The organism is Streptomyces iakyrus (genome assembly GCF_000717055.1).
GTDB classification, from domain to species: Bacteria; Actinomycetota; Actinomycetes; order Streptomycetales; family Streptomycetaceae; genus Streptomyces; species Streptomyces iakyrus.
This window is the reverse complement of record NZ_JNXI01000001.1, coordinates 422490-444951: the sequence shown is the minus strand read 5'-3', so window position 1 is coordinate 444951 and position 22462 is coordinate 422490. Positions and strand designations below refer to the sequence as shown.

Below are 22462 nucleotides of genomic sequence, written 5' to 3'. Positions count from 1 at the left end.
GGGCGCGAAGAAGGGATGGCGATCGTGGCTCTCACACTGCGCCCGGGCACTGCGGACGATGCCGCAGAGTGCGGAAGGATCTGCTACGAGGCCTTCAGCGGCATCGCCGAGGAGCACGCCTTCCCGCCCGACTTCCCGAGCCCCGAAGTGGGTGTCGCGCTGATGGAGGGCGCCCTCACCCACCCCGGGTTCTACAGTGTCGTCGCCGAACTCGACGGGCGGATCGTGGGCAGCAACTTCCTCGACGAACGCTCGGCCGTCGTCGGGGTCGGGCCCATCACCGTCGACCCCACCGTGCAGAACGCGGGAGTGGGCCGCCGGCTCATGCGGGACGTCATGGACAGGGCCACCGAGCGCGGGGCACCCGGCATCCGGCTCCTGCAGACCGGCTACCACAACCGGTCGTTCTCGCTGTACGTGAGCCTGGGCTTCGTCCACCGGGCCACGCTGGCCTGCGTACAGGGACCGCCGCTGCGGGAAGAGATGCCCGGGTACGCGGTGCGGGAGGCCACGGACGCGGACCTCGGCGCCTGCAACGACGTGTGCCGGCAGGTCCACGGCGTCGACCGCGGCGGCGAGGTCGCCGATGCGCTCAAACAGGGCACCGCCCGGGTCGTGGAGCGCGCCGGACGCGTCACCGGCTACGCCACCGACCTCGCCTTCTTCGCGCACGCCGTCGGCGAGACCACCCCGGACCTCCAGGCCCTGATCGCGGCCGCCCCGCAGTTCCGCGGCCCCGGGATCCTCGTACCCACCAGCGACAGCGCACTGCTCAGGTGGTGCCTGTCCCACGACCTCAAGCTCGTCCAGCTGATGAGCCTGATGACCACCGGTCTGTACAACCAGCCCGACGGCGCCTACCTGCCCTCGATCCTCTACTAGGGGGTGTCACGCCGCGGACCCCGGGTTCACCGTCGCCTGGTGCGCCTCCGCCAGGTGCTCCTCCGCCTTCAGCCAGGGCAGGAACTGCGCGCCTCTGCGCCAGCCGCAGGTGTCGCACCTGATCGTGCGCTGCACACCCGCACGCCGCACCCGGACCACATGCTCCCGGCCGTGCTGGTCCCAGCGGCTGACCTTGCTCGCGTCGATCTGTGTCATGGCGCCCTCCCGCGTCGAGAAATCCGGCGTTCCGGTCTGCTCGCAGCAAGGAGTGTGCAGCAAGACCAACATCAACGGGGTTTCCCCGGGGACGAGTTCTCAGACCCGGACAGGGCCGACGAGCGTGAGGTCGTACGACGACCTGCACGACAACCTGCCGATATTCACCGGGAGATGAGCGACAGAGCCCTGCTAGGGTGCGCCGATGTCATCGATCAGGCAGGTCCAGGTCACGTTCGACTGCGCGGAGCCCGAGCGGCTGGCCCGCTTCTGGTGCGAGGTTCTGGGGTACGTCGTCCCGCCGCCGCCGGAGGGGTTCGCGACGTGGGGCGACTTCGACCGCACGCTGCCGCCCGAGCGTCAGGGTGCGGGGTTCGTCTGCGGTGATCCCTCGGGCGTGGGCCCGCGGCTGTACTTCCAGCGCGTCCCCGAAGGCAAGGTCGTCAAGAACCGGGTCCATCTCGACGTGCGGGTCGGCACCGGGCTCGTGGGCGAGGAACGCCTCGCCACGCTCGAAGCCGAGTGCGCACGACTGGTCGCGCTCGGCGCCACACGCGTGCGCGTGCTGCTCGCCGACGAGTACGACGAGTCGTGCATCGTGATGCAGGACATCGAGGGCAACGAGTTCTGTCTCGACTGAGCGGATGCGCGTCGCACGACCGGCCGGCACCGGCACCGGCACCGGCACCGGCGACCGCCGGGCCCGCGAGCCGCTCCGGACTCAGCCGCTCGTCCCGACGGTCTGCCGTACCTCCGCCGGCTCCAGCCGCTGGGCGGTCCGCTCGGCGGTGCCCCGGGCCCACCGCCCGCTCGTCACCGCCCCCAGCGCCAGCACCGCGAAGCCGCACACCACGAGGACCCACCAGCCGGGCCGCGCCGCCGACACGAACGCCTCGCGGTAGGAGGACGAGCCGACGCCCGAGGCGAGCACCGCGCCCACCACCGCGACACCCAGCGTCTGGCCCAGCTGCCGGCTCGTGGAGGCGACCGCGGCGGCCACACCCGCCTGGGCGCGCGGCATGCCGGACACCGCCGTGTTGGTGATGGGCGCGTTGACGAACCCGAAGCCGATGCCGAACAGGACGTAGCCGGCGAAGAGGCTGACGTTCGAGGTCTCCGCCTCGAACGCGGCGAACAGGACCCCGCTCGTCGTCATCGCGAAGCCCGCGATCAGCAGGGGCAGGCGGGGGCCGAGCGTGCCCACCAGGCGGCCCGACAGCGGTGCGCACAGGAACGTCGGCACCGCCATGGGCAGCATCCGCAGACCCGCCTCCAGGGCGCTCAGGCCCCGTACGTTCTGCAGGTACAGCGTCGACAGGAACAGGAAGCCGCCGAGCGCGGCGAAGGCGCTGATCGCGATGACCGTCGCCCCGCTGAACGGCGCCGAGCGGAAGAAGCGCAGGTCGATCAGCGGTTCCTTGCGGCGCGGCTCGTAGACGAGCAGCCCCGCCAGGGCGGCCACGGCGACGACGGCCAGCGGCGCGACGGACCGGAACGGAGTGCTCGGCGCCTCGATGATCGCGTACGTCAGGGAGCCGAACAGCGCGATCACCAGCACCTGCCCGACCGGGTCGGGGCGACGGGCGCGCGGCGCCCGGGACTCGGGGACGAAGCGCAGGGTGAGCAGCAGGGCCGCAAGCCCCACCGGCAGGTTGATCCAGAAGATGGAGCGCCAGCCGACGGAGTCGACCAGGAGGCCGCCGACGAGAGGACCGGCGGCCATCGAGATGCCGACCACCGCACCCCAGACCCCGATCGCCCGGGCCCGCTCGCGCGGCTCGGTGAACGTGTTGGTGATGATCGACATGGCGACCGGGTTCAGCATCGAGCCGCCCACCGCCTGGACCATCCGGAAGGCGACCAGCGCCTCCAGGTTCGGCGCGAGGGAGCACAGCACCGAGCCGATGGTGAAGACGACCAGGCCCGCCATGAAGACCCGCTTGCGGCCGATCCGGTCGGCCGTGGAGCCCGCGAGCATCAGCAGCGAGGCCAGGACCAGGGTGTAGGCGTCGATCGTCCACTGCAGGCCCGACGTGCTCGCGTGCAGGTCGCGCTGCATGGAGGGCAGGGCCACGTTCAGGACCGTGTTGTCGAGGCTCACGATCAGCAGGCTCATGCAGCAGATCGCGAGCACCAGCATGCGGCGGCGATGACTGAGCTCGGGCATGCGGTCCATCGTAGGCCGATTTCGATAGTGTGGCTAACTAATGAATTTTGCCGTTTCATTGCACGGCACAATGGAGGCATGTCCACGCCCCTGGAGATCGGCCCGCACACCGTCCAGCCCCCCGTCGTCCTGGCCCCCATGGCCGGGATCACCAACGCGCCCTTCCGCACCCTGTGCAGGGAGTTCAGCGGCGGCAAGGGCCTGTTCGTCAGCGAGATGATCACCACCAGGGCGCTGGTCGAGCGCAACGAGAAGACCATGCAGCTCATCCACTTCGACGAGACGGAGCGGCCCCGGTCGATCCAGCTCTACGGCGTGGACCCGGCGACCGTCGGCAAGGCCGTCCGCATGATCGCGGAGGAGGACCTCGCCGACCACATCGACCTGAACTTCGGCTGCCCGGTGCCCAAGGTGACCCGCAAGGGCGGCGGTTCCGCGCTGCCGTACAAGCGGAACCTGCTGCGGGCCATCCTGCGCGAGGCCGTCAGCGGCGCCGGCGAACTGCCCGTGACGATGAAGATGCGCAAGGGCATCGACGACGACCACATCACCTTCCTCGACGCCGGCCGGATCGCCGTCGAGGAGGGCGTCACCGCCATCGCCCTGCACGGCCGCACCGCCGCCCAGCACTACGGCGGCACCGCCGACTGGGAGGCCATCGCCCGGCTGAAGGAGCACGTGCCGGAGATCCCGGTGCTCGGCAACGGCGACATCTGGTCGGCCGAGGACGCCCTGCGGATGGTGCGCGATACCGGCTGCGACGGCGTGGTCGTGGGCCGCGGGTGCCTCGGACGGCCCTGGCTCTTCTCCGACCTGGTCGCCGCCTTCGAGGGCCGCACCGAGGACATCGCCCGCCCCGCCCTGCGCGAGGTCGCCGACGTCATGGTCCGGCACGCCACGCTACTCGGGGAGTGGATCGGCGACGAGGCCCGGGGCGTGATCGACTTCCGCAAGCACGTCGCCTGGTACCTGAAGGGCTTCGCGGTCGGCTCCGAGATGCGTAAGCGCCTCGCGATCACCTCGTCCCTGGAGGAACTGCGCTCCGGCCTGGACGAGCTGGACCTCGACCAGCCCTGGCCCACCGGCGCCGACGGGCCCCGCGGCCGTACCTCCGGCAACAACCGTGTGGTGCTGCCGGACGGCTGGCTGAAGGACCCCTACGACTGCGCCGGTGTCGGCGAGGACGCCGAGCTGGACACCTCCGGCGGCTGATCAGCCCTTGGAGGGGCGCGGCGTGGAGCCGAACGCCTTCAGGAAGCGGTCGCGGAAGGAGTCCATCCGCCACACGGGCGCGTCCCGGTCGGGCTTGAGGCCCTCCGTCCAGTTCCAGCCGGCGACCTTGTCCAGAACCTTCGGGTCCTTCGCGACGATCGACACCGGCACGTCCCGGCTGGCGCCGTTCCCGCTGACCCGGGCGATGGGCTGGTGGTCGCCGAGGAAGACCAGCACGGTGTCGTCGGTGCCGTAGCGCTCCAGCCACTGGGTGAGGCTGGTGACCGAGTACTGGATGGACCTGCCGTACTCCTCGCGGGACTTGGTGGTGTCGGTCAGGACGTCCGAGGCCTTGTTGCCGGCCTTCTGGATCGCGTCGAAGACCGAGCCGTCGCCGAGTTCGTCCCAGCCGACCATCTTCGGGAGGGGCGCCCAGGGCTGGTGGCTGGAGGTCAGGATGACGAACGACATCAGCGGTTTGTCCCGCTTCTTCCCGTGCACCTGCCGCTGGAACGCCTCCAGCGCGTACTGGTCGGGCATGGTCGACCAGCTGAACTTCGGGCCTCGGTAGCCCAGGTCCCGGGAGTCGTAGAGCTGGTCGAGGCCGTACCACTTCTCCTCCGGCCAGCCCTTCTGTACGCCCGGCATGACGCCGACCGTGTCCCAGGCGCCGGTCTTCTGGAAGGCCTTGGTGAGGGTGAGGTGGTCGCCCGCGCTGACCGTGCGGTAGCGGCGCTGGTTGTCGATCCACAGGCCGGACATGGTCGTGGAGTGGCCGAGCCAGCTGCTGCCCCCGTACGTCGCCGAGGTCAGCCAGCCGCTGCGGGCGGCGAAACCGGCCTTCTCCAGGGCCTTGGTGCTCGTGTCGAGGGTCCGGTCGACGCCCGGCGCCATGATCGGGTCCTCGACGGCGCTGCGGCCGTAGCTCTCGATGAACGTGAAGATCACGTCCTTGCCGCGCAGGTCCGGGAGCAGTTCGCCGGGCGGGGTGTTGCCGAAGGTGTCCGCCTTCGACTGCTGCACGAACGCGGCCTCGTCCCGCAGCGACTCCACCGTGCGCTGAGCGTGCACCCGGAGGGCACCGGCCCCGCGCTCGGAGGCGATCGGCCCGCCGAACAGGGTCAGGCCCAGCGCGGAGCAGGTGACCCAGACGGTGCCGGCGATCAGGGCGCCCTTGGTCGCCCGTACCCGGTGGCGGGCCAGCACGGTCGCGAGCCGGATCGTCGCCGCGACCATGGCGGCGGCCACGAGCAGCACGAGCACGACCGCGCCGATGGCGGCGGCCGTCGCGACGCCCCCGCCCAGCGTGTCCTCGACGTAGGCCTGCGCGTCGGGCAGCAGGTCCCAGTCGAGCGCGGCGTTGAAGCCCCGGCCCAGGTACTCGTTGAACCCCATGTCGAGCAGGTTCACCGTGGTCAGGACGGTCAGGCCGAGTCCGTACAGCACCGCCGCCACCAGCCGGGGCCGCCGTGGCAGCGCCAGCACGACGACGGCCCCGATGACCGCCTCGGCCGGGATCCGCGCGAAGCTGACCGCCTTGAGGGCGGGGAGGGTGTTGGGCAGGAGCAGGGCCCCGAGGACCAGGGCGGCGGCGAGAGCGGTGGTGGCCAGGTGGAGCGCGCGGGCCGTGCGGGGGTGCCGGGTGCGCCAGGTGCGCAGGCGGGTGAGGCGGTGGCCGAGGGAGGAGCGTGAGGCCTTTGGGCACGGACCGGATGCCGCCGTCGCCCCTCTCTCGCCCTCCTCCCGCTCCCCGCCCGCCGGTTCTTCCTCGGCCCCGGATACGCCGTCACCCGGCTGTGACGACCCGCTGAAGCGTGTGAAGACAGGCACCCGGAGGTCCTTCCCGTTCAAAGCCCGGTGAGGTGGCGGACCCGCGTGGGGGTGCGGGTCCGCCACCGTTCCGTACGGGGGGCTCCTCGGGTGTGTTCAGCCCGCCGGGCCAGCGCTCGGCAAACACCCGGCGAACGGCGGCCCAACAGGGTCCTCAGACCACGCCGACCGCCGTGAGCAGCGCCAACGGGGCCGACGCCGAACGGGATTCCCGCACACACGCGTGCGGGTACGGCACCGGCTCCGGGTGGGTGTCCCGGCCGTAGCCCGCGAGGACCTCCGGGAGCCGGTGGCCGGTCGCGCCCGCCGCGTCGACCAGGCCGTGGGCGATCGCACGGGCCTCGTCGTGCAGCCCGTAGCGGGCCAGGCCCAGCGCGATCAGCGCGTTGTCGTGCGGCCAGACCGAGCCGCGGTGGTAGGAGAGCGGGTGGTAGGCCGGCTGCCCGGCCGCGAGGGTGCGGACGCCCCAGCCGGAGAAGAAGTCCGGTTCGAGCAGCCGCCGTCCGACGAGTTCGCCCTGCTCCTTGTCCAGCAGCCCCGACCACAGCAGGTGCCCGGCGTCGGAGGCCAGCGCGTCGACCTGCTCGCCCCTGCCGTCGAGCGCGAGGGCGGGGAAGGAGTGCTCCGGCATCCAGAAGTCGCGCCGGAAACGGTCGCGCAGGTCGCCGGCCGCCTGCTCCAGCAGATGCGCGTAGGTCGAGTCCTGCCACACGGTGCGGGCCAGGACCGCCGTGCGGCGCAGGGCGTCGTAGGCGTAGCCCTGGGCGCCCGCCGCCGTCACCGGCCCGTGCGGGCGGGTGCCCTCGGCGGAGCAGATGGCGCCGGGGGAGTCCTTCCAGTTCTGGTTGGCGAGGCCGCCCTGGTCGGCGCGGTAGACGAGGTAGCCGCGCGAGGTCAGGCCGCCGTGGTCGAGCATCCAGCCGACGGCGGCGCGGGCGTGGGATTCGAGGCGGCGCGCCGGGCCGGTGTCGCCGGTGTGCTCGGTGTACGCGCCGAGCAGCACGAGGAACAGCGGGGTGGCGTCGACCGAGCCGTAGTAGCGGCGGTAGGGGACCTGGCCGAAGTGGGCCAGTTCGCCGTGCCGCACCTCGTGCACGATCTTGCCGGGCTGGGCGATGCCGTCGATGCTGCTCCCGGTGGCCTGGGTGGCGGCGAGCGCGGGCAGGGTGGCGGCGGCCAGAGCCGGCCGGTAAGGCAGGGCGAACAGCGAGGTCAGCAGGGCGTCCCGGCCCAGCAGCGTCAGGAACCAGGGGGCGCCGGCGGCCGGGACGCGCAGTTCCTCGCCGTCCGGGCCGGTCGCCGGCACCTGGAGCGCGGCCAGGTCGGCGAGACCCCGGGCGCAGGCGGCGGCCAGCTCGGGCCAGCCGGCGGGGAGGTCCACGCCCTGCGTGAACTCGCCCTCGCGGGCGCGCAGTCGCTGCCGTACGGCGGCGGGGGAGCGGGGCACGCGCAGGGCGCGCCGGTCGCCGTGCGGGCGGGCCATGACCCGCAGGGTCAGCTCGGCGGTGCCGTGCGGTTCGAGGTCCAGGGTCCAGGCCAGGCGGCGGGCGCCGGTGCCGGTCTCCTCCACGGCGTCCGGCCGGGGGTCGGCCGTCACGGTCGTGACGGAACGCCACTCGCCGCGCCGGTAGGCGAACTCCACGCCGTGCTCCAGCACGTGGCGGGAGCGGACGGCACCGGCCTTCGTGTAGGTGCGGTGGTCGGAGCGCAGCTCGAACTGGTCGGTGAAGTCGGCGTCGGCGGTGACCGCGAGGCGGACCGTGGTGGGCACCGGGCGGTTGCTGGTGAGGCGCAGGGACTCCACGAACGAGGAGTCCCCGACGGCCTGTTCGCGGAAAAGCGTGTACGCGGGCGGCTCGTCGCGGCCGCCGCGCGGGACGAGCACACAGCGCGCGGTGTCCCCGTCGGCCACCGGCGTCAGCGTGTCGGGCACCGCCCCGTCGACGGTGAGCTGCCACCGGCTCAGATGCCGGGCGTCCCGTACGAACAGGCCGTCCGGGGCGCTGCCGCCCCGGTAGCCGCTGATGTCGCCGCGGTCGCCGACGGCGGCGAACGTCCGGCCGTGCACGAGCAGATGATGCCGGTCCGTCATCATCGGTCCCCTTCCATGATCGCCGTGAGGCCGTTCCTGCCCCGTGCGGGCCGGTCGTGCAGCAGGTCGAGGGTGAGCGCGGCACTCCAGCCGAAGCCGGTGACACCGCAGGCCTGTGCCGTGTACGGGTCGACGTACTCCGCGAAGCCGGAGGCGCCGGCGGTGTGCAGCATGCCCTTGCGCAGCGCGTCGGCCCGGCCGCGTTCGCCGTGCAGCCGAAGCCCGCGCTCCAGCAGCCAGTTGGTGTTGAACCAGGCCGGGCCGCGCCAGTAGCGGTGCGGGTCGAAGGCGTCGCCGAGCAGGTCGTAGCTCGGGACCAGGCGGGTCGTGCCGCCGAGGCCGAAGTGCGGGCCGCACATCGTGCGGACCAGGGCGGCCGCGAGGCCGCGGGGCAGGGCGGGGAGCAGCAGGGGGACGAGCCCGGAGACACCGCGCTCGGGGATCAGCTCCCCGGCGCGCACGTCCCGGCACAGGAACATCCCCGCCGCCGGGTCCCACAGCCGCTCCACCAGGGCCGCCGTCAGGCGCTCCGCGCGGGCCTCCCGCGCCGGGCCGCGCATACCCAGCTCGTGGGCGATCCGCTCCAGGGCGTACTCGGAGGCGGCGAGCAGGGCGTTGAACGCCGGGTCCTCCACGGCGAAGTCGCCCGGGCCGTCGGCGTACCCGCGGTCCCGGTAGTCGGCCGCCAGCCGCACGTACCGCCCGTAGTCCAGATCTGTCGGCCGGTCCTCGGGGGCGCCGTGGGCGAGGTCGGCGCGGCGGAAGGAGTGGGCCGGGGCCGGAGCGACCCGGGACAACGGGCGGTCCCAGCAGGGGCTGTTGTCCATACCCTGCTCCCAGGGGTGTACGACGGACACCAGCCCGCCCCCGCCGAGGTCGCGCCGGTGCAGGAGGTAGTCGTGCCAGGCGGCCAGCCGGGGGTACGCCCGGGCGAGGAAGCCGCGCGCCCTGGACAGGCCCGGGTCGGCGATGTGCACCAGCCACGCGGCCAGCGCGTGCACCGGTGGCTGCACGATGCCGGAGGTCTGTACGGTGCGCGGGGCGCCCGCCGCGCGCCCGGCGGTCGACGAGCGCCAGAAGTCGGGGCTCGGGAAGTACGCGTCGAGGGGGACGGAGGGGTTGAAGACGATGTGCGGGATCCGCCCGTCCGCCCACTGGGCCGCGAGCAGCGTCTCCAGTTCCGTCTGGGCGCGTAACGGCGAGAGGTGCCGCAGGCCGATCGCGATGAACGCCGAGTCCCACGACCACTGGTGCGGATACAGGCCGCGCGAGGGCACGGTGGACGCGCCCGTCCAGTTGCCCTCCAGCACCTGTGCGGCTCTGACGTGCAAGGAAGGCGGGGCGGCGGCCGGATCGTATGCGGTCTCGCGCCCCGCGGGACGCGTGGTGAGCTGGGCGATGCGATCCACTCGGGGCTCTCCCAAAGACGTACGCCTGACCAGGATCGGCAGGGGCTACCGTAGGGTTACGTCTATTTAACACGCAAAACCCAATATGTAATGCACGGTTGGGAAACACAAGGGGGTGCGCATGACGGGACGTGTTCAGGCGAGTGCCGGCGATCTGCTCGAACTGGTGCGCAGTCGCCGCGCCGTGACCCGGGGTGCGCTCCAGCAGGCGACCGGTCTGTCCAGGGCGACCGTCGGGCAGCGGCTGGACCGGCTCTTCCGCGCGGGCTGGCTGCGCGAGGGCGCCGGGGGGCCGGTGGACTCCCCGCTGGGCGGGCGCCCCTCCATCACCCTGGAGTTCGACGACGAGCACGCGGTGGTCCTCGCCGCCGACCTCGACACCCGGCACGCCCGGGCGGCCGTGCTGTCGCTGAGCGGCGAGATCCTCGCCGAGCACTCCGGCACCCTCGTCGTCGAGGACGGGCCGGACGCCGTGCTCGGTGAACTCGGACGCTGGTTCGCCGAGTTGCTGGCCAAGACCGGGCACGGGGCCGCGGCGGTCTGCGGGGCCGGGCTCGCGGTGCCCGGACCGGTCGACTCCGAGACCGGCCGCGTCGTCCAGCCGCCGATCATGCCCGGCTGGGACGGCTTCGACATACGGGGCCGGCTGGCCCGGGCGCTCACCGAGCACGCGGGCGCCACCGGGGTGCCCGTCCTGGTGGACAACGACGCCAACCTCATGGCGTACGGCGAACAGCGCGCCGGCCACCCCGACTGCTCCGCCTTCGTGCTGGTCAAGGTCTCCACCGGCATCGGCGCCGGGGTCGTGGTGGACGGCTCGGTCTTCCGGGGCACCGACGGCGGCGCGGGCGACATCGGGCACATCCGGGTGCCGGAGGGCGCCGAGGCGCTGTGCCGGTGCGGTTCGTACGGATGTCTGGCCGCCGTCGCGAGCGGTGGCGCGGTGGCGCGGCGGCTGGCGGAGTCGGGGGTGCCGGCGGCCTCCGGCTCGGACGTGCGGGACCTGCTGGCGGCCGGGCACCCCGAGGCGGTCGGACTCGCCCGCGAGGCCGGGCGCCGGGTCGGGGAGGTCCTCGCGACCGTCGTGACCCTGCTCAACCCCGGCGTGCTGATGATCGCCGGGGATCTGGCCGGAACCCCCTTCCTGACGGGCGTGCGGGAACTGCTGTACCAGCGGGCGCTGCCCCGCTCCACCGCCCGCCTGGAGGTGGTGACCGCACGGTTGGGTGAGCGGGCCGCGCTGGTCGGGGCCGGTGCGATGGTCGTGGAGCACCTCTACGCGCCCGAGCGGGTCGAGGAGCGGCTGCGCGCGCTCGGGGTGTGACGGCCGCGTTCCGGTCCCGTGACGCGTCCGCATGGTGAAATCCGGGCGGCTGTGGCAGCGTGATTCTCGCCACCCCTGATAAGGGTTGCGCTCAAATGAGCGGATCTTGGGCGACTGCACTTCTCCAAGGGGTGGCACTGAGTGCCACCCTTTGATCGTTCATCGAGCGAAATCAAATGTGCGGAAACTCCGCTCACATGAGCGCTCAGGAGGTCTCAGGGAGGCTATTGCGTTCAAGAAGTGAAAACATGCGGCTGCGATCGCTTGCTCAGCCTTGACTTTCGATCCGCTGGCGGACGAGTGGTTACAGGCGCATGACGCACAAGTGGACGTACCCAGACGCCTTTGATCTGGGTATGTTCCTGCCCGTCAGGGCAGCCACCGCGTCCTCGAGGAGTCGAGACCCGTGTCGGAAAACAAAGATCTCCCGGTAGCCGAGCAGGCCGCGAGCGTTGAGGGCGTGAAGTTCGTCTACGACTTCACCGAGGGCAACAAGGACCTCAAGGACCTCCTCGGTGGCAAGGGCGCCAACCTCGCCGAGATGACGAACCTGGGCCTTCCGGTCCCGCCCGGCTTCACGATCACCACCGAGGCCTGCAAGACCTACCTGGACAGCGGCGAGGAGCCGGCGGCACTGCGTGACGAGGTGAGTGCGCACCTCGACGCGCTGGAGGCCCGCATGGGCAAGAAGCTCGGCCAGGCCGACGACCCGCTGCTGGTGTCGGTGCGCTCGGGCGCCAAGTTCTCCATGCCCGGCATGATGGACACCGTCCTCAACATCGGGCTCTCCGACAAGTCCGTGCAGGGCCTGGGCAAGCAGGCCGGCGACGACCGCTTCGCGTGGGACTCCTACCGCCGCCTCATCCAGATGTTCGGCAAGACCGTCCTGGGCGTCGACGGCGAGCTCTTCGAGGACGCGCTGGAGGCGGCGAAGGCGGCCAAGAAGGTCACGGTCGACACCGAGCTGGAGGCCGCGGACCTCAAGAAGCTCGTCACCAAGTTCAAGAAGATCGTCAAGACCGAGGCCGGCCGGGACTTCCCGCAGGACCCGCGCGAGCAGATGGACCTCGCCATCAAGGCCGTCTTCGACTCCTGGAACGGCGACCGGGCCAAGCTCTACCGCCGCCAGGAGCGCATCCCGCACGACCTGGGCACGGCCGTCAACGTCTGCTCCATGGTCTTCGGCAACCTCGGCCCGGACTCCGGCACCGGCGTCGCCTTCACCCGCGACCCCGCCTCCGGCCACCAGGGCGTCTACGGCGACTACCTCCAGAACGCGCAGGGCGAGGACGTCGTCGCGGGCATCCGCAACACCGTGCCGCTGGCCGATCTGGAGCGTATCGACAAGAAGTCGTACGACCAGCTGATGCAGATCATGGAGACGCTGGAGAACCACTACAAGGACCTCTGCGACATCGAGTTCACCATCGAGCGCGGCGTGCTGTGGATGCTCCAGACCCGTGTCGGCAAGCGCACCGCGGGCGCGGCCTTCCGCATCGCCACCCAGCTGGTGGACCAGGGCCTGATCGACGAGGCCGAGGCGCTCACCCGCGTCAACGGCGCCCAGCTCGCACAGCTGATGTTCCCGCGCTTCGACGAGGACGCGAAGGTCCAGCAGGTCGGCCGGGGCATCGCCGCCTCGCCCGGCGCCGCCGTCGGCAAGGCCGTCTTCGACTCCTACACGGCCGTCAAGTGGTCCCGGTCCGGCGAGAAGGTCATCCTGATCCGCCGTGAGACCAACCCCGACGACCTGGACGGCATGATCGCCGCCGAGGGCATCCTGACCTCGCGCGGCGGCAAGACCTCCCACGCGGCCGTGGTCGCGCGCGGCATGGGCAAGACCTGTGTCTGCGGCGCCGAGGAGCTGGAGGTCGACACCAAGCGCCGCCGGATGACCGTGCCGGGCGGGCACGTCGTCGAGGAGGGCGACGTCGTCTCCATCGACGGCTCCTCCGGCAAGGTCTACCTCGGCGAGGTACCCGTCGTCCCGTCGCCGGTCGTGGAGTACTTCGAGGGCCGGATGCACCCGGGCGCCGACGACGCCGACGAGCTGGTCGAGGCCGTCCACCGCATGATGGCCTTCGCCGACCGCAAGCGCCGCCTGCGGGTGCGCGCCAACGCCGACAACGCCGAGGACGCGCTGCGCGCCCGCCGCTTCGGTGCCCAGGGCATCGGCCTGTGCCGCACCGAGCACATGTTCCTCGGCGACCGGCGCGAGCTGGTGGAGCGGCTGATCCTGGCCGACACGCAGGCCGAGCGCGAGGAGTCCCTCAAGGAGCTGCTGCCGCTCCAGAAGCAGGACTTCGTGCAGCTCTTCGAGTCGATGGACGGCCTGCCGGTCACCATCCGCCTCCTGGACCCGCCGCTGCACGAGTTCCTCCCGGACATCACCGAGCTGTCCGTCCGCGTGGCCCTCGCCGAGTCCCGCCAGGAGCCGCACGAGAACGAACTGCGCCTGCTCCAGGCCGTGCACCGGCTGCACGAGCAGAACCCGATGCTGGGTCTGCGCGGTGTGCGTCTCGGCCTGGTCATCCCCGGCCTGTTCACCATGCAGGTCCGGGCGATCGCCGAGGCCGCGGCCGAGCGCAAGGCCGCCAAGGGCGACCCGCGCGCCGAGATCATGATCCCGCTCGTCGGCACGGTCCAGGAGCTGGAGATCGTCCGCGAGGAGGCCGACAAGGTCATCGCCGAGGTCGAGGCGGCCTCCGGTGCGCAGCTGAAGCTGTCCATCGGCACGATGATCGAGCTGCCGCGCGCCGCGCTGACCGCCGGTCAGATCGCCGAGGCCGCCCAGTTCTTCTCCTTCGGCACGAACGACCTGACCCAGACGGTGTGGGGCTTCTCCCGGGACGACGTGGAGGCGAGCTTCTTCACGGCGTACCTGGAGAAGGGCATCTTCGGCGTCTCCCCGTTCGAGACGATCGACAAGGACGGCGTCGGCTCGCTGGTGAAGCTCGCCGCCAAGGCCGGGCGCGAGACCCGCCCCGATCTCAAGCTCGGCGTCTGCGGCGAGCACGGCGGCGACCCCGAGTCGGTCCACTTCTTCCACGAGGTCGGACTCGACTACGTCTCCTGCTCCCCGTTCCGCATCCCGGTGGCCCGCCTGGAAGCGGGCCGGGCGGCGGTCCAGTCCCAGGGCAGCGACCACCGCTAGCCGGGACCCGCAGAACCCGGAGCCGTCGACGGTCCCCGACCACCCTCACCGATCGCGGCGGCTCCGGTGCACGGAGAAGAGCGGGGTGGCACCTTGTGCGGAGGTGCCGCCCCGCTCTCGCGCGGTGTTCTCAGATTCCGGGCCCGGTCACTGCGGCACACCGTCGCGCAGGCACACGACCGTGCCGGTCCGGGCCGCCGTCAGCAGCGCGGTGAGGGTGGGCAACCCGGTCGCCAGTGGGACGGACTCCAGGTCGGCGAGGGCGAACAGGCCGTGGTGGTCGTGCTCCGAGCTGCGCCGGACGGGCTGCCCGGCCGGGAGCCGGCCTCCGTGGAAGTAGAAGTCGATCACCGGCCCCGTGCCCAGTACGTCCGCCCGGTGGTCGTACCCGATGAACCGCAGGTCCTCTTCCAGGACGATGCCGGTCTCCTCGTGCAGCTCCCGGCGCGCGGCACCGGCGGGGTCCTCGCCGTGGTCGAGCATGCCGCCCGGCAGCCCCCAGAGCCCCGCGGCGGGCAGGCCCCCGGCGTAGCGCAGCAGCAGGAGCCGGTCCTCGGCGTCGAGCAGCAGGACGCAGGACGCGACGATGGTCTGCGGCAGGGTCTTGACCCACTCGGCGCGGGGCAGCACACCCGGCGCATTCGGGACGGGCACGGTCGTGTCCACGGTGGTGTTCCTTCCATCGGCAGGGCAGCTTGGTACGACTGCCCAACCGGTGGAACGGCCTGGCCCGCCGATGGTCACCGGCGGGCCGGGCTCAGGTGTCGCGCACGACCCCCGTTACGAGCGGAACGGGCCCGTCACCTCGTACGTGATGCCGCCCGAGGAAGTGCCGCTGGTGCCGCGCTGGCTGGAGAAGTAGAGGCGGGTGCCGTCGGGGGAGAAGGCCGGGCCCGTGATCTCCGAGCTCGACTGGCCGTCGACGCGCAGGAACGACGCGACGACGTCGTCCGGGGTGATCACGCAGATCTCCATGTTGCCGCCGTCCTCGGCGACGAAGAGGTCGCCGGAGGAGGCGCCGGTGATGTTGTCGACGCCGGTGAGGGGGGCCGTGCCGTTGACGAGGGAGTCGTCGTAGGCCAGTTCGTAGGTGTTGGTGAGGAGGTTGAGCTGCCAGACGCGGTTGTCGCCCTTGGTGGTGAACCAGACCGTGTCGTTCGCGTAGTGGCAGCCCTCGCCGCCGTTGAAGGACTTCGAGCCGGAGACCTGCGAGCGGGTGGCGGTGGGGGAGCCGTCGGGGTCGGGGATGTCGGCCCAGGTGAAGGAACCGCTCGTGGCGCTGCCCGCGACCATCACCTGGAGTCTGCCGGACGACAGGTTGCCCCACGTGGTCGGGACGAAGCGGTAGAAGCGGCCGTTCGTCTCGTCCTCGGTCAGGTAGATCACCCTGCGCACCGGGTCGGCGGCCGCCGCCTCGTGCTTGAAACGGCCCATCGCCGCCCGCTGCACCGCCGCGTTCGTGCCCCACGGGTCGGTCTCGTAGACGTAGCCGAGGGACACCTCCTCGCAGGACAGCCAGGTGTTCCACGGGGTCTTGCCGCCCGCGCAGTTCTGGCGGGTGTTGGAGAGGATCCGGTACGCGCCGGTGATCGCGCCCGCCGACGAGAACTTCACCGCGCTCGCGCCGCCCGAGGGGTTGATCTCGGAGTTGGAGACATAGATCCAGCCCGTGCCGTCGGCGTAACAGGCGCCGCCGTCCGGGGCGTTGTGCCAGGTGTACGACGTGCTGCCGACGCGCTGGCCGGACCGGGCGATCACCCGGCTCGTGAAGCCGCTCGGGAGTCGGATGCCGTTGGCGTCCGGGGAGCCCAGCGGTCCGTAGGGGCCGGTGCCGGGCTGGGCGGGGGCCGCGTACGCGGCCCCGCGCCACAGGGTTCCGCCCAGAGCGGCCGATGTGCCGCCGAGGACGGCCGCACGCAGGAGGCTACGACGTTCCACTCTCACTCCAAGAGGTGCCGTACCGCCCTGCCGCCGGTCGACGGCAGGGTTGTGCGTGGGGGGAGGCGAGAGGGACGCTAAGGGGACAGGGTTGACGGGGCATGGCCAACTCGTGGCCGCGGGGCGGCATGCTGTGTGCCGGCTGTGCCCCGCCCGGCACGGGCCCTACGCCGGCAGCGCCGGTGCCTCCCGTCTCGGCTTCCTCGGACGGTCGCCGCCCGGCCCGTGGTCACTCTCGCCGGGCGGCCGCGCGGACGGCAGCCGGATCACCACGTCCAGGCCGCCGGTGGCCGCCGCGCGCAGAGTCGCCTCCCCGCCGCTGGCATGGGCCAGGCGCTGCACCAGGGCGAGGCCGAGTCCCGTACCGCCCTTGGGGGCTCCCGGGGCCCGCCAGAAACGGTCGAAGGCGCGGGCCCGCTGCTCCTCCGTCATGCCCGGGCCCTCGTCGGTGACGTGCAGGTCGACCCAGCGGGGGCGGCTGTCTCGCAAGGCCCGCCGGGGCGGTGCCTGCAACCGCAGTTCGACCGTTACGGTGCTGCCCGCCGGGGACGCGCGCAGGGCGTTGGACAGCAGGTTGTCCATGATCTGCTCCACGGCCCCCGGCACCGCGAGCACCGGGCCCACGCTCCCCGCGAAGAGCACCAGCGAGACGTCCTCCCGCGCGAACAGCGGCTGCCAGGTGCGGTGCCGCTCCGCGCAGACCGCACCCAGATCGACCGTGGCGGGAATGGCCGCGTGCTCCTCCAGCCGCGCCATGGCCAGCAGGTGCCCGACCATCCGGGCGAGCCGGTCCGTCTCCGTGACGGCCGCGGTGAGACTGCCCCGGGCGCGGGCGGCGACGTCCGGCTCCATGTTCTCCAGGCGCAGCCGCAGCGCCGCCAGCGGTGTCTTCAGCTGGTGCGAGGCCTCGCCCGCGAACGCCCGCTGCGACGCCAGCAGATGGGCGAGCCGGGCGCCGGTGTGGTTGAACGCCGCGGCCAGACTGCGTACTTCCGGCGGCCCCTTGGTGACCGTCACCGGCTCGAACCGGCCGCCGTCGGCCAAGTCATGTGTGGCCTGCTCCAGTTCACGGATGGGGCGGCCCGCCCAGCGCGCGAAGGCGAAACCGACCACCGCGACGGCCGTCAGCACCGCGCACCCGCCCAGCGCGAGCAGCAGCCAGACGTGGTGCACCCGCTCGTGGACCGTCCGCGTCGGCACCGTCAGCCACACCGCACCCACCGGCCGCGCCTCCTGGCCGACCGGCGCGGCCACCGACAGGTACTCGACCCCGCCGATGGTGGAGGTGCGGACGTCCACCGTCGAGGTCCCCCGCAGCGCCGCCGCGATGCCCGGCCGGGCGGCCAGCGTGCCGGACATCCCGGCGTCCAGCCGGTGCGAGGTGGCGAGCGGCGTGCCCGCCGCGTCGACGATCACCACCTTGCCCCCGATGCGCTGCGCGCAGTGCGCCACCCGTCCGGGCAGGTCCCGGTCGCCGCGCCCCGCAGCCAGGGACAGTGCCGCGTACGCCGAGACCGACTCGGCCTCGTCCTTCGCCGCGTTGACCACCCGCTCCCGCTCCCCGCGCGAGTACACGAAGCCCAGCGGGATCTCCAGGCAGAGCAGCACCAGCGCGGCGAGGCTGAGGTAGCTGAGCAGCAGCCGGCGGGTCATGGAGAGGCCACCTGCGGCCCCGTGTGCACGGACAGCCGGAAACCGACGCCCCGCAGGGTCCGGATCCACGCCGGGTGCCCCAGCTTCTTCCGCAGCGCGGCGACATGGACGTCCAGCGTCTTGGTCGGGCCGTCGTAGTGCGGGTCCCAGACGCGGTCGAGGATCTGCTGCCGCGAGTAGACCGCGCCGGGGTCCTCGCTGAGCAGCGCCAGCAGGTCGAACTCCTTGGGCGTGAGCAGGACGGGGGCGTCGCCGACCCAGACCTGGCGGGTACGGCGGTCCACGACGAGCGGGCCCGGGTCGTGCGCGGGGGCGGGGTCGGGGGCGGACGCGGACGCCGCCGGGGGGTCGTAGGAGAGGGCCGGGGCGGGTTCGTAGGCCGGTTCGGCCGGTGCCGGCTCGGGGGCGCTCACCAGGCCCGGCGCCTCGGGGAACGCCGTGTGGGTGCGCTGCGTGCGGCGGGTCACCGCACGGACCCGGGCGACCAGTTCCCGCACGCTGAATGGTTTCGCCAGGTAGTCGTCGGCGCCGAGCTCCAGACCCAGCACGCGGTCGGCCTCCTCGCCGCGCGCGCTGAGGATGACGATGGGCACGTCCGAGACCTGCCGGATGCCGCGGCAGACGTCGATGCCGTCCATGTCCGGCAGCCCCAGGTCGAGCAGCACGACGTCGTTGTACGGGCCTCTCAGGCCGTCCGTCCCGGTGGCGACGTGGTCGACCGTCAGCCCGAAGTGGCCGAGCCCCTCGGCGAGCGGCTCGGCGATCGTCTCGTCGTCTTCGATGAGCAGCACTCGTAGGCCCATACGTCCTGTCTCTCCGTGAAACCGGTATGAATCCGGGCAGCGTGAATTAGCATTCCCTGCCGCGGAGTTCACACGCTACAAGAAGACGCTGCGTCTGGGAATCCGGACAAAGAATGTGCAATTGCTGTCCGGGCTCTGGAGTTTGCTTAACCTTCCTCTGTAGGTCGGCGGTCTACGGTGGAGCACACAGGGAGGAACCCCAGTTCAGGAGAGTGCGATGAAGGATTTGCTGGACCGTGCCCGGACGTTCAGGACGCGCGTCGATTTCAACAGCGGCGAATACCGGAAACTGGCCGAAGGGCAATATCCGGAAGCGCTGTTCATTACCTGCTCGGACTCGCGTGTCATACCCGCCATGATCACGGGAGCGCGGCCCGGAGAGATATTCGAGCTGCGGAACGCAGGAAATATCGTGCCGCCCTACGGACGGCCCGGGGCCTGTGGAGAGGCGGCCACCATCGAGTACGCACTGGAGGTGCTCGGGGTTCAGGACATCGTGGTGTGCGGTCACTCACACTGCGGTGCGATGGGCGCGCTGAAGTCCGGTGACGACCTGTCGGCCCTGCCCGGCGTGGACGCCTGGCTCCGCATCGCCCGCCCGGAGCTGACCTCCGTTCTGGAGAGCGCCCCGGACGACCCGTCCCTGCCGGAGGTGTCCCAGGGCAATGTCGTCAACCAGCTGGCCGCGCTGCGGAGTTACCCCGTGGTCCGGCAACGCCTCGACTCGGGCCGGCTGCGGCTGCACGGCTGGTACTACGAGGTCGACACCGGCTTCGTCTACGAGCTGGGCGACGAGGGCGGCTTCCGGGTGCACGCCGCGTGAGCGGGGCCCATGCACGGGGGAGGACGCGGGGCGGCCCGGGGGGCGGGCGGCCGGGAGGAGCGGCGGGGGACACGGTGGGCCGGCGATCCGGGGGGCCGTCGGGCGGCGAGGGGGGTTGGCGGACCGGCGGTCCTCCGACGGACGGGTTCGCCGAGTGGGGGGCCGGTGCCGCGGGGGACACGGGGGGTTGGTCGACGGGGGGCCCTGAAGGGGAGACCGGAGGCTGGTCGGGCGGAGGCCTGGCGGGGGAGCGAGGGGACTGGTCGGGCGGCGGCCTGGCGGGGGAACAGGGGGGCTGGTCCGGCGGGGCTTCGGAGGGGGCCCCGGTGGGAGATCAGGGGGGCCGGCTCGCCGGAGGTCCGGTGGGGGATCCGTGGGCCTGGTCGGCGGAGGGTGATGCGGGGGGTGGGGCGCCGGGAGGCGTGCCGGGTGACCCCGGGGCCCACACCGGGGCCCACAGCAGGGGAGGCGCGGCCGGGCCATGGGGCCGGTGGGCAGGTGGGCCGGCGGGTGGCGGTTCCAGGGGCGGGGCGCCCGAAGGCCACCCGTCAGGGGGCGGTTCAGGGGGCCGCCCGGGCCATGGGCCGGACGGGCGCCTCCCGGACGGCCCGGGCGCCGGCACCGCGGGCGGTGGCGCGCTGGGCGGGCTGCTCCGCGGCGTGCTGAGCGGTGCAAAGGGCGTCAGCGGCAGGGGTGGAGCGGAAGGCGTCGGCGGCAAGGGGCGAGCGAAGGGCAGCGGCGGCAAGGGTGGCGCGAAGGGCGACCTGGCCACCGACATCACCGCCTCCCTCGTCGTCTTCCTCGTGGCCCTGCCGCTGTGCATCGGCGTTGCCGTCGCCTCCGGCGTCCCCGCCGAACTCGGAATCATCTCCGGGGTGATCGGCGGTCTGGTCGTCGGCGCCGTCCGGGGCAGCACGCTCCAGGTCAGCGGCCCGGCCGCGGGGCTCGCCGCGCTGGTCGCGGAGACGGTCGCCGAGGTCGGCGTGGCCATGCTCGGCGTGATCGTGCTGTTCGCCGGCCTCCTCCAGATCGTCCTCGGACTGGTACGGCTCGGCCGGATGTTCCAGGCCATCTCGGTCGCCGTCGTGCAGGGCATGCTCGCCGGCATCGGCGTGCCGCTGATGTTCAGCCAGGCCTACCCGATGGCCGACGCCAAGGCCCCCGGCACCGCGTTGGAGAACATGGCCGGGGTGCCCGGACTGCTGGCCGGCGTCCTGACGAACCCGCAGGCGATGATCGCCATGCTGCTCGGTGTCGTCACGATCGTGCTGAGCTTCATCTGGAAGAAGGTGCCCGGGCCGGCCGGGAAGATCCCCGCCGCTCTGGTCGCCGTCGGCATCGGCATGGTCGTCGCCGCGCTGCCCGGCGTGGACGTGAAAACCCTCCAGGTGGGCAACCTGCTCAACTCCGTGCAGGTGCCGGGCGCGGAGCAGTTCGCCGGGCTCGCCGACGGGACGATCATCACCGCGATCCTCACCTTCACGGTCATCGCGTCCGCGGAGAGCCTGTTCACGGCCGCCGCCGTGGACCGTATGCACAACGGTCCGCGCACCCGCTACAACACCGAGCTGATCGCCCAGGGCGCGGGCAACACCGTCGCGGGCATCCTCGGCGCGCTCCCCATCACCGCGGTGGTGGCGCGCAGTTCGGCGAACGTCCAGGCCGGGGCCAAGACCCGGCTCTCCCGCACCCTGCACGGCCTGTGGCTGCTGCTGTTCGCGCTGCTGCTGCCGCAGGTGCTCGCGCTGATCCCGATCTCCGTGCTCGCCGGCGTCCTCGTGCACAGCGGCTGGAAGCTGTTCGGGCCCGCCGAGTTCCCGAAGATGTGGCGCCAGGACAGGGGCGAGTTCGCGGTGATGACGCTGACCATGCTGGTCATCGTGGCGACCGCGCTGCTGGAGGGCGTGCTGTTCGGTCTCGCCGCGGGAATCGTGCTGGCCGCGCTGCGTATGTCGCAGACGGTGATCCGCCAGCAGGTCGAGCAGGACACGGCCAAGGTCGTCATGGCGGGCAACGCCACGTTCCTGCGGCTGCCGAAGGTGATCGACGCGCTGGAGGCGGCCGCCGCGTCCGGGAAGCCGAGGATCCGTCTCGACCTGACCGGCGTGACCCACCTGGACCACGCCTGCCGCAACCAGGTCGAGGAATTCACCGCCCAGCAGCGGGGCCTTGGGCTGCGGGTGGAGCTGCTGATGCCGGGGGAGGCGAAGCAGGCCGCGGACCCGGGCCCGGCCCCGACGCCGCTGCCCCGGCGCCCGGTCCCCGGCCAGGAGGCGGCGGAACCGGCGCCCTGGCCCACTGCGGACGCCGAGTGGTTCTACCTCGACACCCGGCCCCTCCCCGAGGAGCACGCGCGGTCGCCCCTGCTGGGCTGACCCCGCCCCCTGCGGTCAGGCCGCGGTGGCGTGCACGCCCGTCTGCTCGGGCGTGCACGCCACCGCGTTTCGTGCCGATGGCCGGTCCGGTCAGCCGCAGCTGCCCGAGATCCACCGGTGGGAGCGGACCTTGTACGTGCCGGCGAGGTTGCCGCCGTGCTGCTGGCGAGTGCAGCCGACCCGGTCGCTGTAGTTGGCGCCCCGGTAGTAGGCGACACCGCTGGAGCTGCTGGTGCCGGCGTTCCAAACGGACTTCACGTTGGTCGTGGCGGCCCAGGAACACCGGACGGCACCGCTCTGCCAGTCGGGGTCGGCCACGTCCCAGGCGCACTTGCTGCCGGTGAAGTTGGCTCCGGTCCAGAAGCAGATGTGCCCGGACGCGCAGTCCACCGCGGCGGGCGCGGCCGGGGCCGCCGACGCGGAGCTCGGCACGGCCAGGGTGGCGACGGCGGCGGCGCTGACGGCGAGCACGGCGAGCAGCGGGTTCGCACGGGAGTTCCGGCGGACGGAAAGGCGCATGAGCCTGGTCTCCTCGGAGATCTGGGGACGGTGGTGCGGACGGCCCGACGCTGGCAAGGCGCGGC

General features: G+C 72.3%; 17 protein-coding genes. 7 read left to right on the top strand and 10 right to left on the bottom strand.

Annotation, left to right across the window (positions count from 1 at the left end):
* The first annotated feature begins 15 nt into the window (after positions 1 to 15).
* The gene (locus OO68_RS02000; protein ID WP_033306302.1) at positions 16 to 882 is read left to right on the top strand and encodes a GNAT family N-acetyltransferase; all 867 of its coding nucleotides are present in this window, start codon (positions 16 to 18) and stop codon (positions 880 to 882) included.
* Positions 883 to 888: 6 nt separating this feature from the next.
* Here OO68_RS02000 and OO68_RS01995 read toward each other — a convergent pair whose 3' ends face one another.
* A complete protein-coding gene (locus tag OO68_RS01995; RefSeq protein ID WP_033306301.1) occupies positions 889 to 1098 on the bottom strand; it encodes a hypothetical protein in 210 nt (69 codons plus the stop codon).
* 205 nt (positions 1099 to 1303) lie between these two features.
* Between OO68_RS01995 and OO68_RS01990 the strand changes: the two genes are divergently transcribed.
* Complete coding sequence (locus OO68_RS01990; RefSeq protein WP_033306300.1) at positions 1304 to 1738, top strand: VOC family protein; 435 nt, start codon at positions 1304 to 1306, stop codon at positions 1736 to 1738.
* Positions 1739 to 1819: 81 nt separating this feature from the next.
* On the opposite strand, the gene OO68_RS01985 is transcribed toward OO68_RS01990, so the two are convergent.
* Complete coding sequence (locus OO68_RS01985) at positions 1820 to 3265, bottom strand: MFS transporter (protein ID WP_033306468.1); 1446 nt, start codon at positions 3263 to 3265, stop codon at positions 1820 to 1822.
* Between the two features lie 78 nt (positions 3266 to 3343).
* On the opposite strand from OO68_RS01985, the gene dusB reads away from it, so the two are divergent.
* Entirely contained in the window at positions 3344 to 4477 is a 1134-nt protein-coding gene (gene dusB / locus OO68_RS01980; RefSeq protein WP_033306299.1) for a tRNA dihydrouridine synthase DusB, read from the top strand.
* Here the strand turns inward: dusB and OO68_RS01975 are convergent, their stop codons facing one another.
* The 3 genes from OO68_RS01975 to OO68_RS01965 all read right to left on the bottom strand — a co-directional run bounded on the left by OO68_RS01975 (position 4478) and on the right by OO68_RS01965 (position 9808).
* Positions 4478 to 6307: a sulfatase-like hydrolase/transferase gene (locus OO68_RS01975; protein ID WP_033306298.1), complete on the bottom strand. Its 1830-nt coding sequence runs from the start codon at positions 6305 to 6307 to the stop codon at positions 4478 to 4480.
* A gap of 154 nt (positions 6308 to 6461) precedes the next feature.
* Complete coding sequence (locus OO68_RS01970; RefSeq protein ID WP_033306297.1) at positions 6462 to 8399, bottom strand: amylo-alpha-1,6-glucosidase; 1938 nt, start codon at positions 8397 to 8399, stop codon at positions 6462 to 6464.
* Entirely contained in the window at positions 8399 to 9808 is a 1410-nt protein-coding gene (locus OO68_RS01965; RefSeq protein ID WP_033306296.1) for an MGH1-like glycoside hydrolase domain-containing protein, read from the bottom strand. Before OO68_RS01965 ends, OO68_RS01970 begins: the two co-directional genes overlap by 1 nt.
* Positions 9809 to 9929: 121 nt before the next feature.
* Here OO68_RS01965 and OO68_RS01960 point away from each other — a divergent pair, with 121 nt between their 5' ends.
* Both OO68_RS01960 and ppdK read left to right on the top strand, forming a co-directional pair.
* Positions 9930 to 11132 (top strand): ROK family transcriptional regulator, encoded by a 1203-nt coding sequence (locus OO68_RS01960; protein ID WP_106974239.1) that lies wholly within the window; start codon positions 9930 to 9932, stop codon positions 11130 to 11132.
* Positions 11133 to 11538: 406 nt separating this feature from the next.
* On the top strand, positions 11539 to 14286 hold the full coding sequence (ppdK, locus tag OO68_RS01955; RefSeq protein ID WP_033306294.1) for a pyruvate, phosphate dikinase: 2748 nt from the start codon (positions 11539 to 11541) through the stop codon (positions 14284 to 14286).
* A gap of 147 nt (positions 14287 to 14433) precedes the next feature.
* Here ppdK and OO68_RS01950 read toward each other — a convergent pair whose 3' ends face one another.
* The 4 genes from OO68_RS01950 to OO68_RS01935 form a co-directional block, all read right to left on the bottom strand.
* On the bottom strand, positions 14434 to 14952 hold the full coding sequence (locus OO68_RS01950) for an NUDIX hydrolase (RefSeq protein ID WP_033306293.1): 519 nt from the start codon (positions 14950 to 14952) through the stop codon (positions 14434 to 14436).
* 114 nt (positions 14953 to 15066) lie between these two features.
* Positions 15067 to 16224, bottom strand: coding sequence for an alkaline phosphatase PhoX (locus tag OO68_RS01945; protein ID WP_033306292.1), 1158 nt, complete (start codon positions 16222 to 16224; stop codon positions 15067 to 15069).
* Between the two features lie 165 nt (positions 16225 to 16389).
* Positions 16390 to 17877, bottom strand: coding sequence for a sensor histidine kinase (locus OO68_RS01940; RefSeq protein WP_033306291.1), 1488 nt, complete (start codon positions 17875 to 17877; stop codon positions 16390 to 16392).
* Positions 17874 to 18680 (bottom strand): response regulator transcription factor, encoded by an 807-nt coding sequence (locus tag OO68_RS01935; RefSeq protein ID WP_033306290.1) that lies wholly within the window; start codon positions 18678 to 18680, stop codon positions 17874 to 17876. Before OO68_RS01935 ends, OO68_RS01940 begins: the two co-directional genes overlap by 4 nt.
* A 217-nt stretch (positions 18681 to 18897) precedes the next feature.
* On the opposite strand from OO68_RS01935, the gene OO68_RS01930 reads away from it, so the two are divergent.
* Both OO68_RS01930 and OO68_RS01925 read left to right on the top strand, forming a co-directional pair.
* Positions 18898 to 19503, top strand: a complete 606-nt coding sequence (locus OO68_RS01930; protein WP_033306289.1) for a carbonic anhydrase — start codon at positions 18898 to 18900, stop codon at positions 19501 to 19503.
* Positions 19504 to 20267: 764 nt separating this feature from the next.
* On the top strand, positions 20268 to 21878 hold the full coding sequence (locus OO68_RS01925; RefSeq protein WP_033306467.1) for a SulP family inorganic anion transporter: 1611 nt from the start codon (positions 20268 to 20270) through the stop codon (positions 21876 to 21878).
* 90 nt (positions 21879 to 21968) lie between these two features.
* Here OO68_RS01925 and OO68_RS01920 read toward each other — a convergent pair whose 3' ends face one another.
* Entirely contained in the window at positions 21969 to 22397 is a 429-nt protein-coding gene (locus tag OO68_RS01920; RefSeq protein ID WP_051814286.1) for a peptidase inhibitor family I36 protein, read from the bottom strand.
* Between the last annotated feature and the right edge of the window lie 65 nt (positions 22398 to 22462).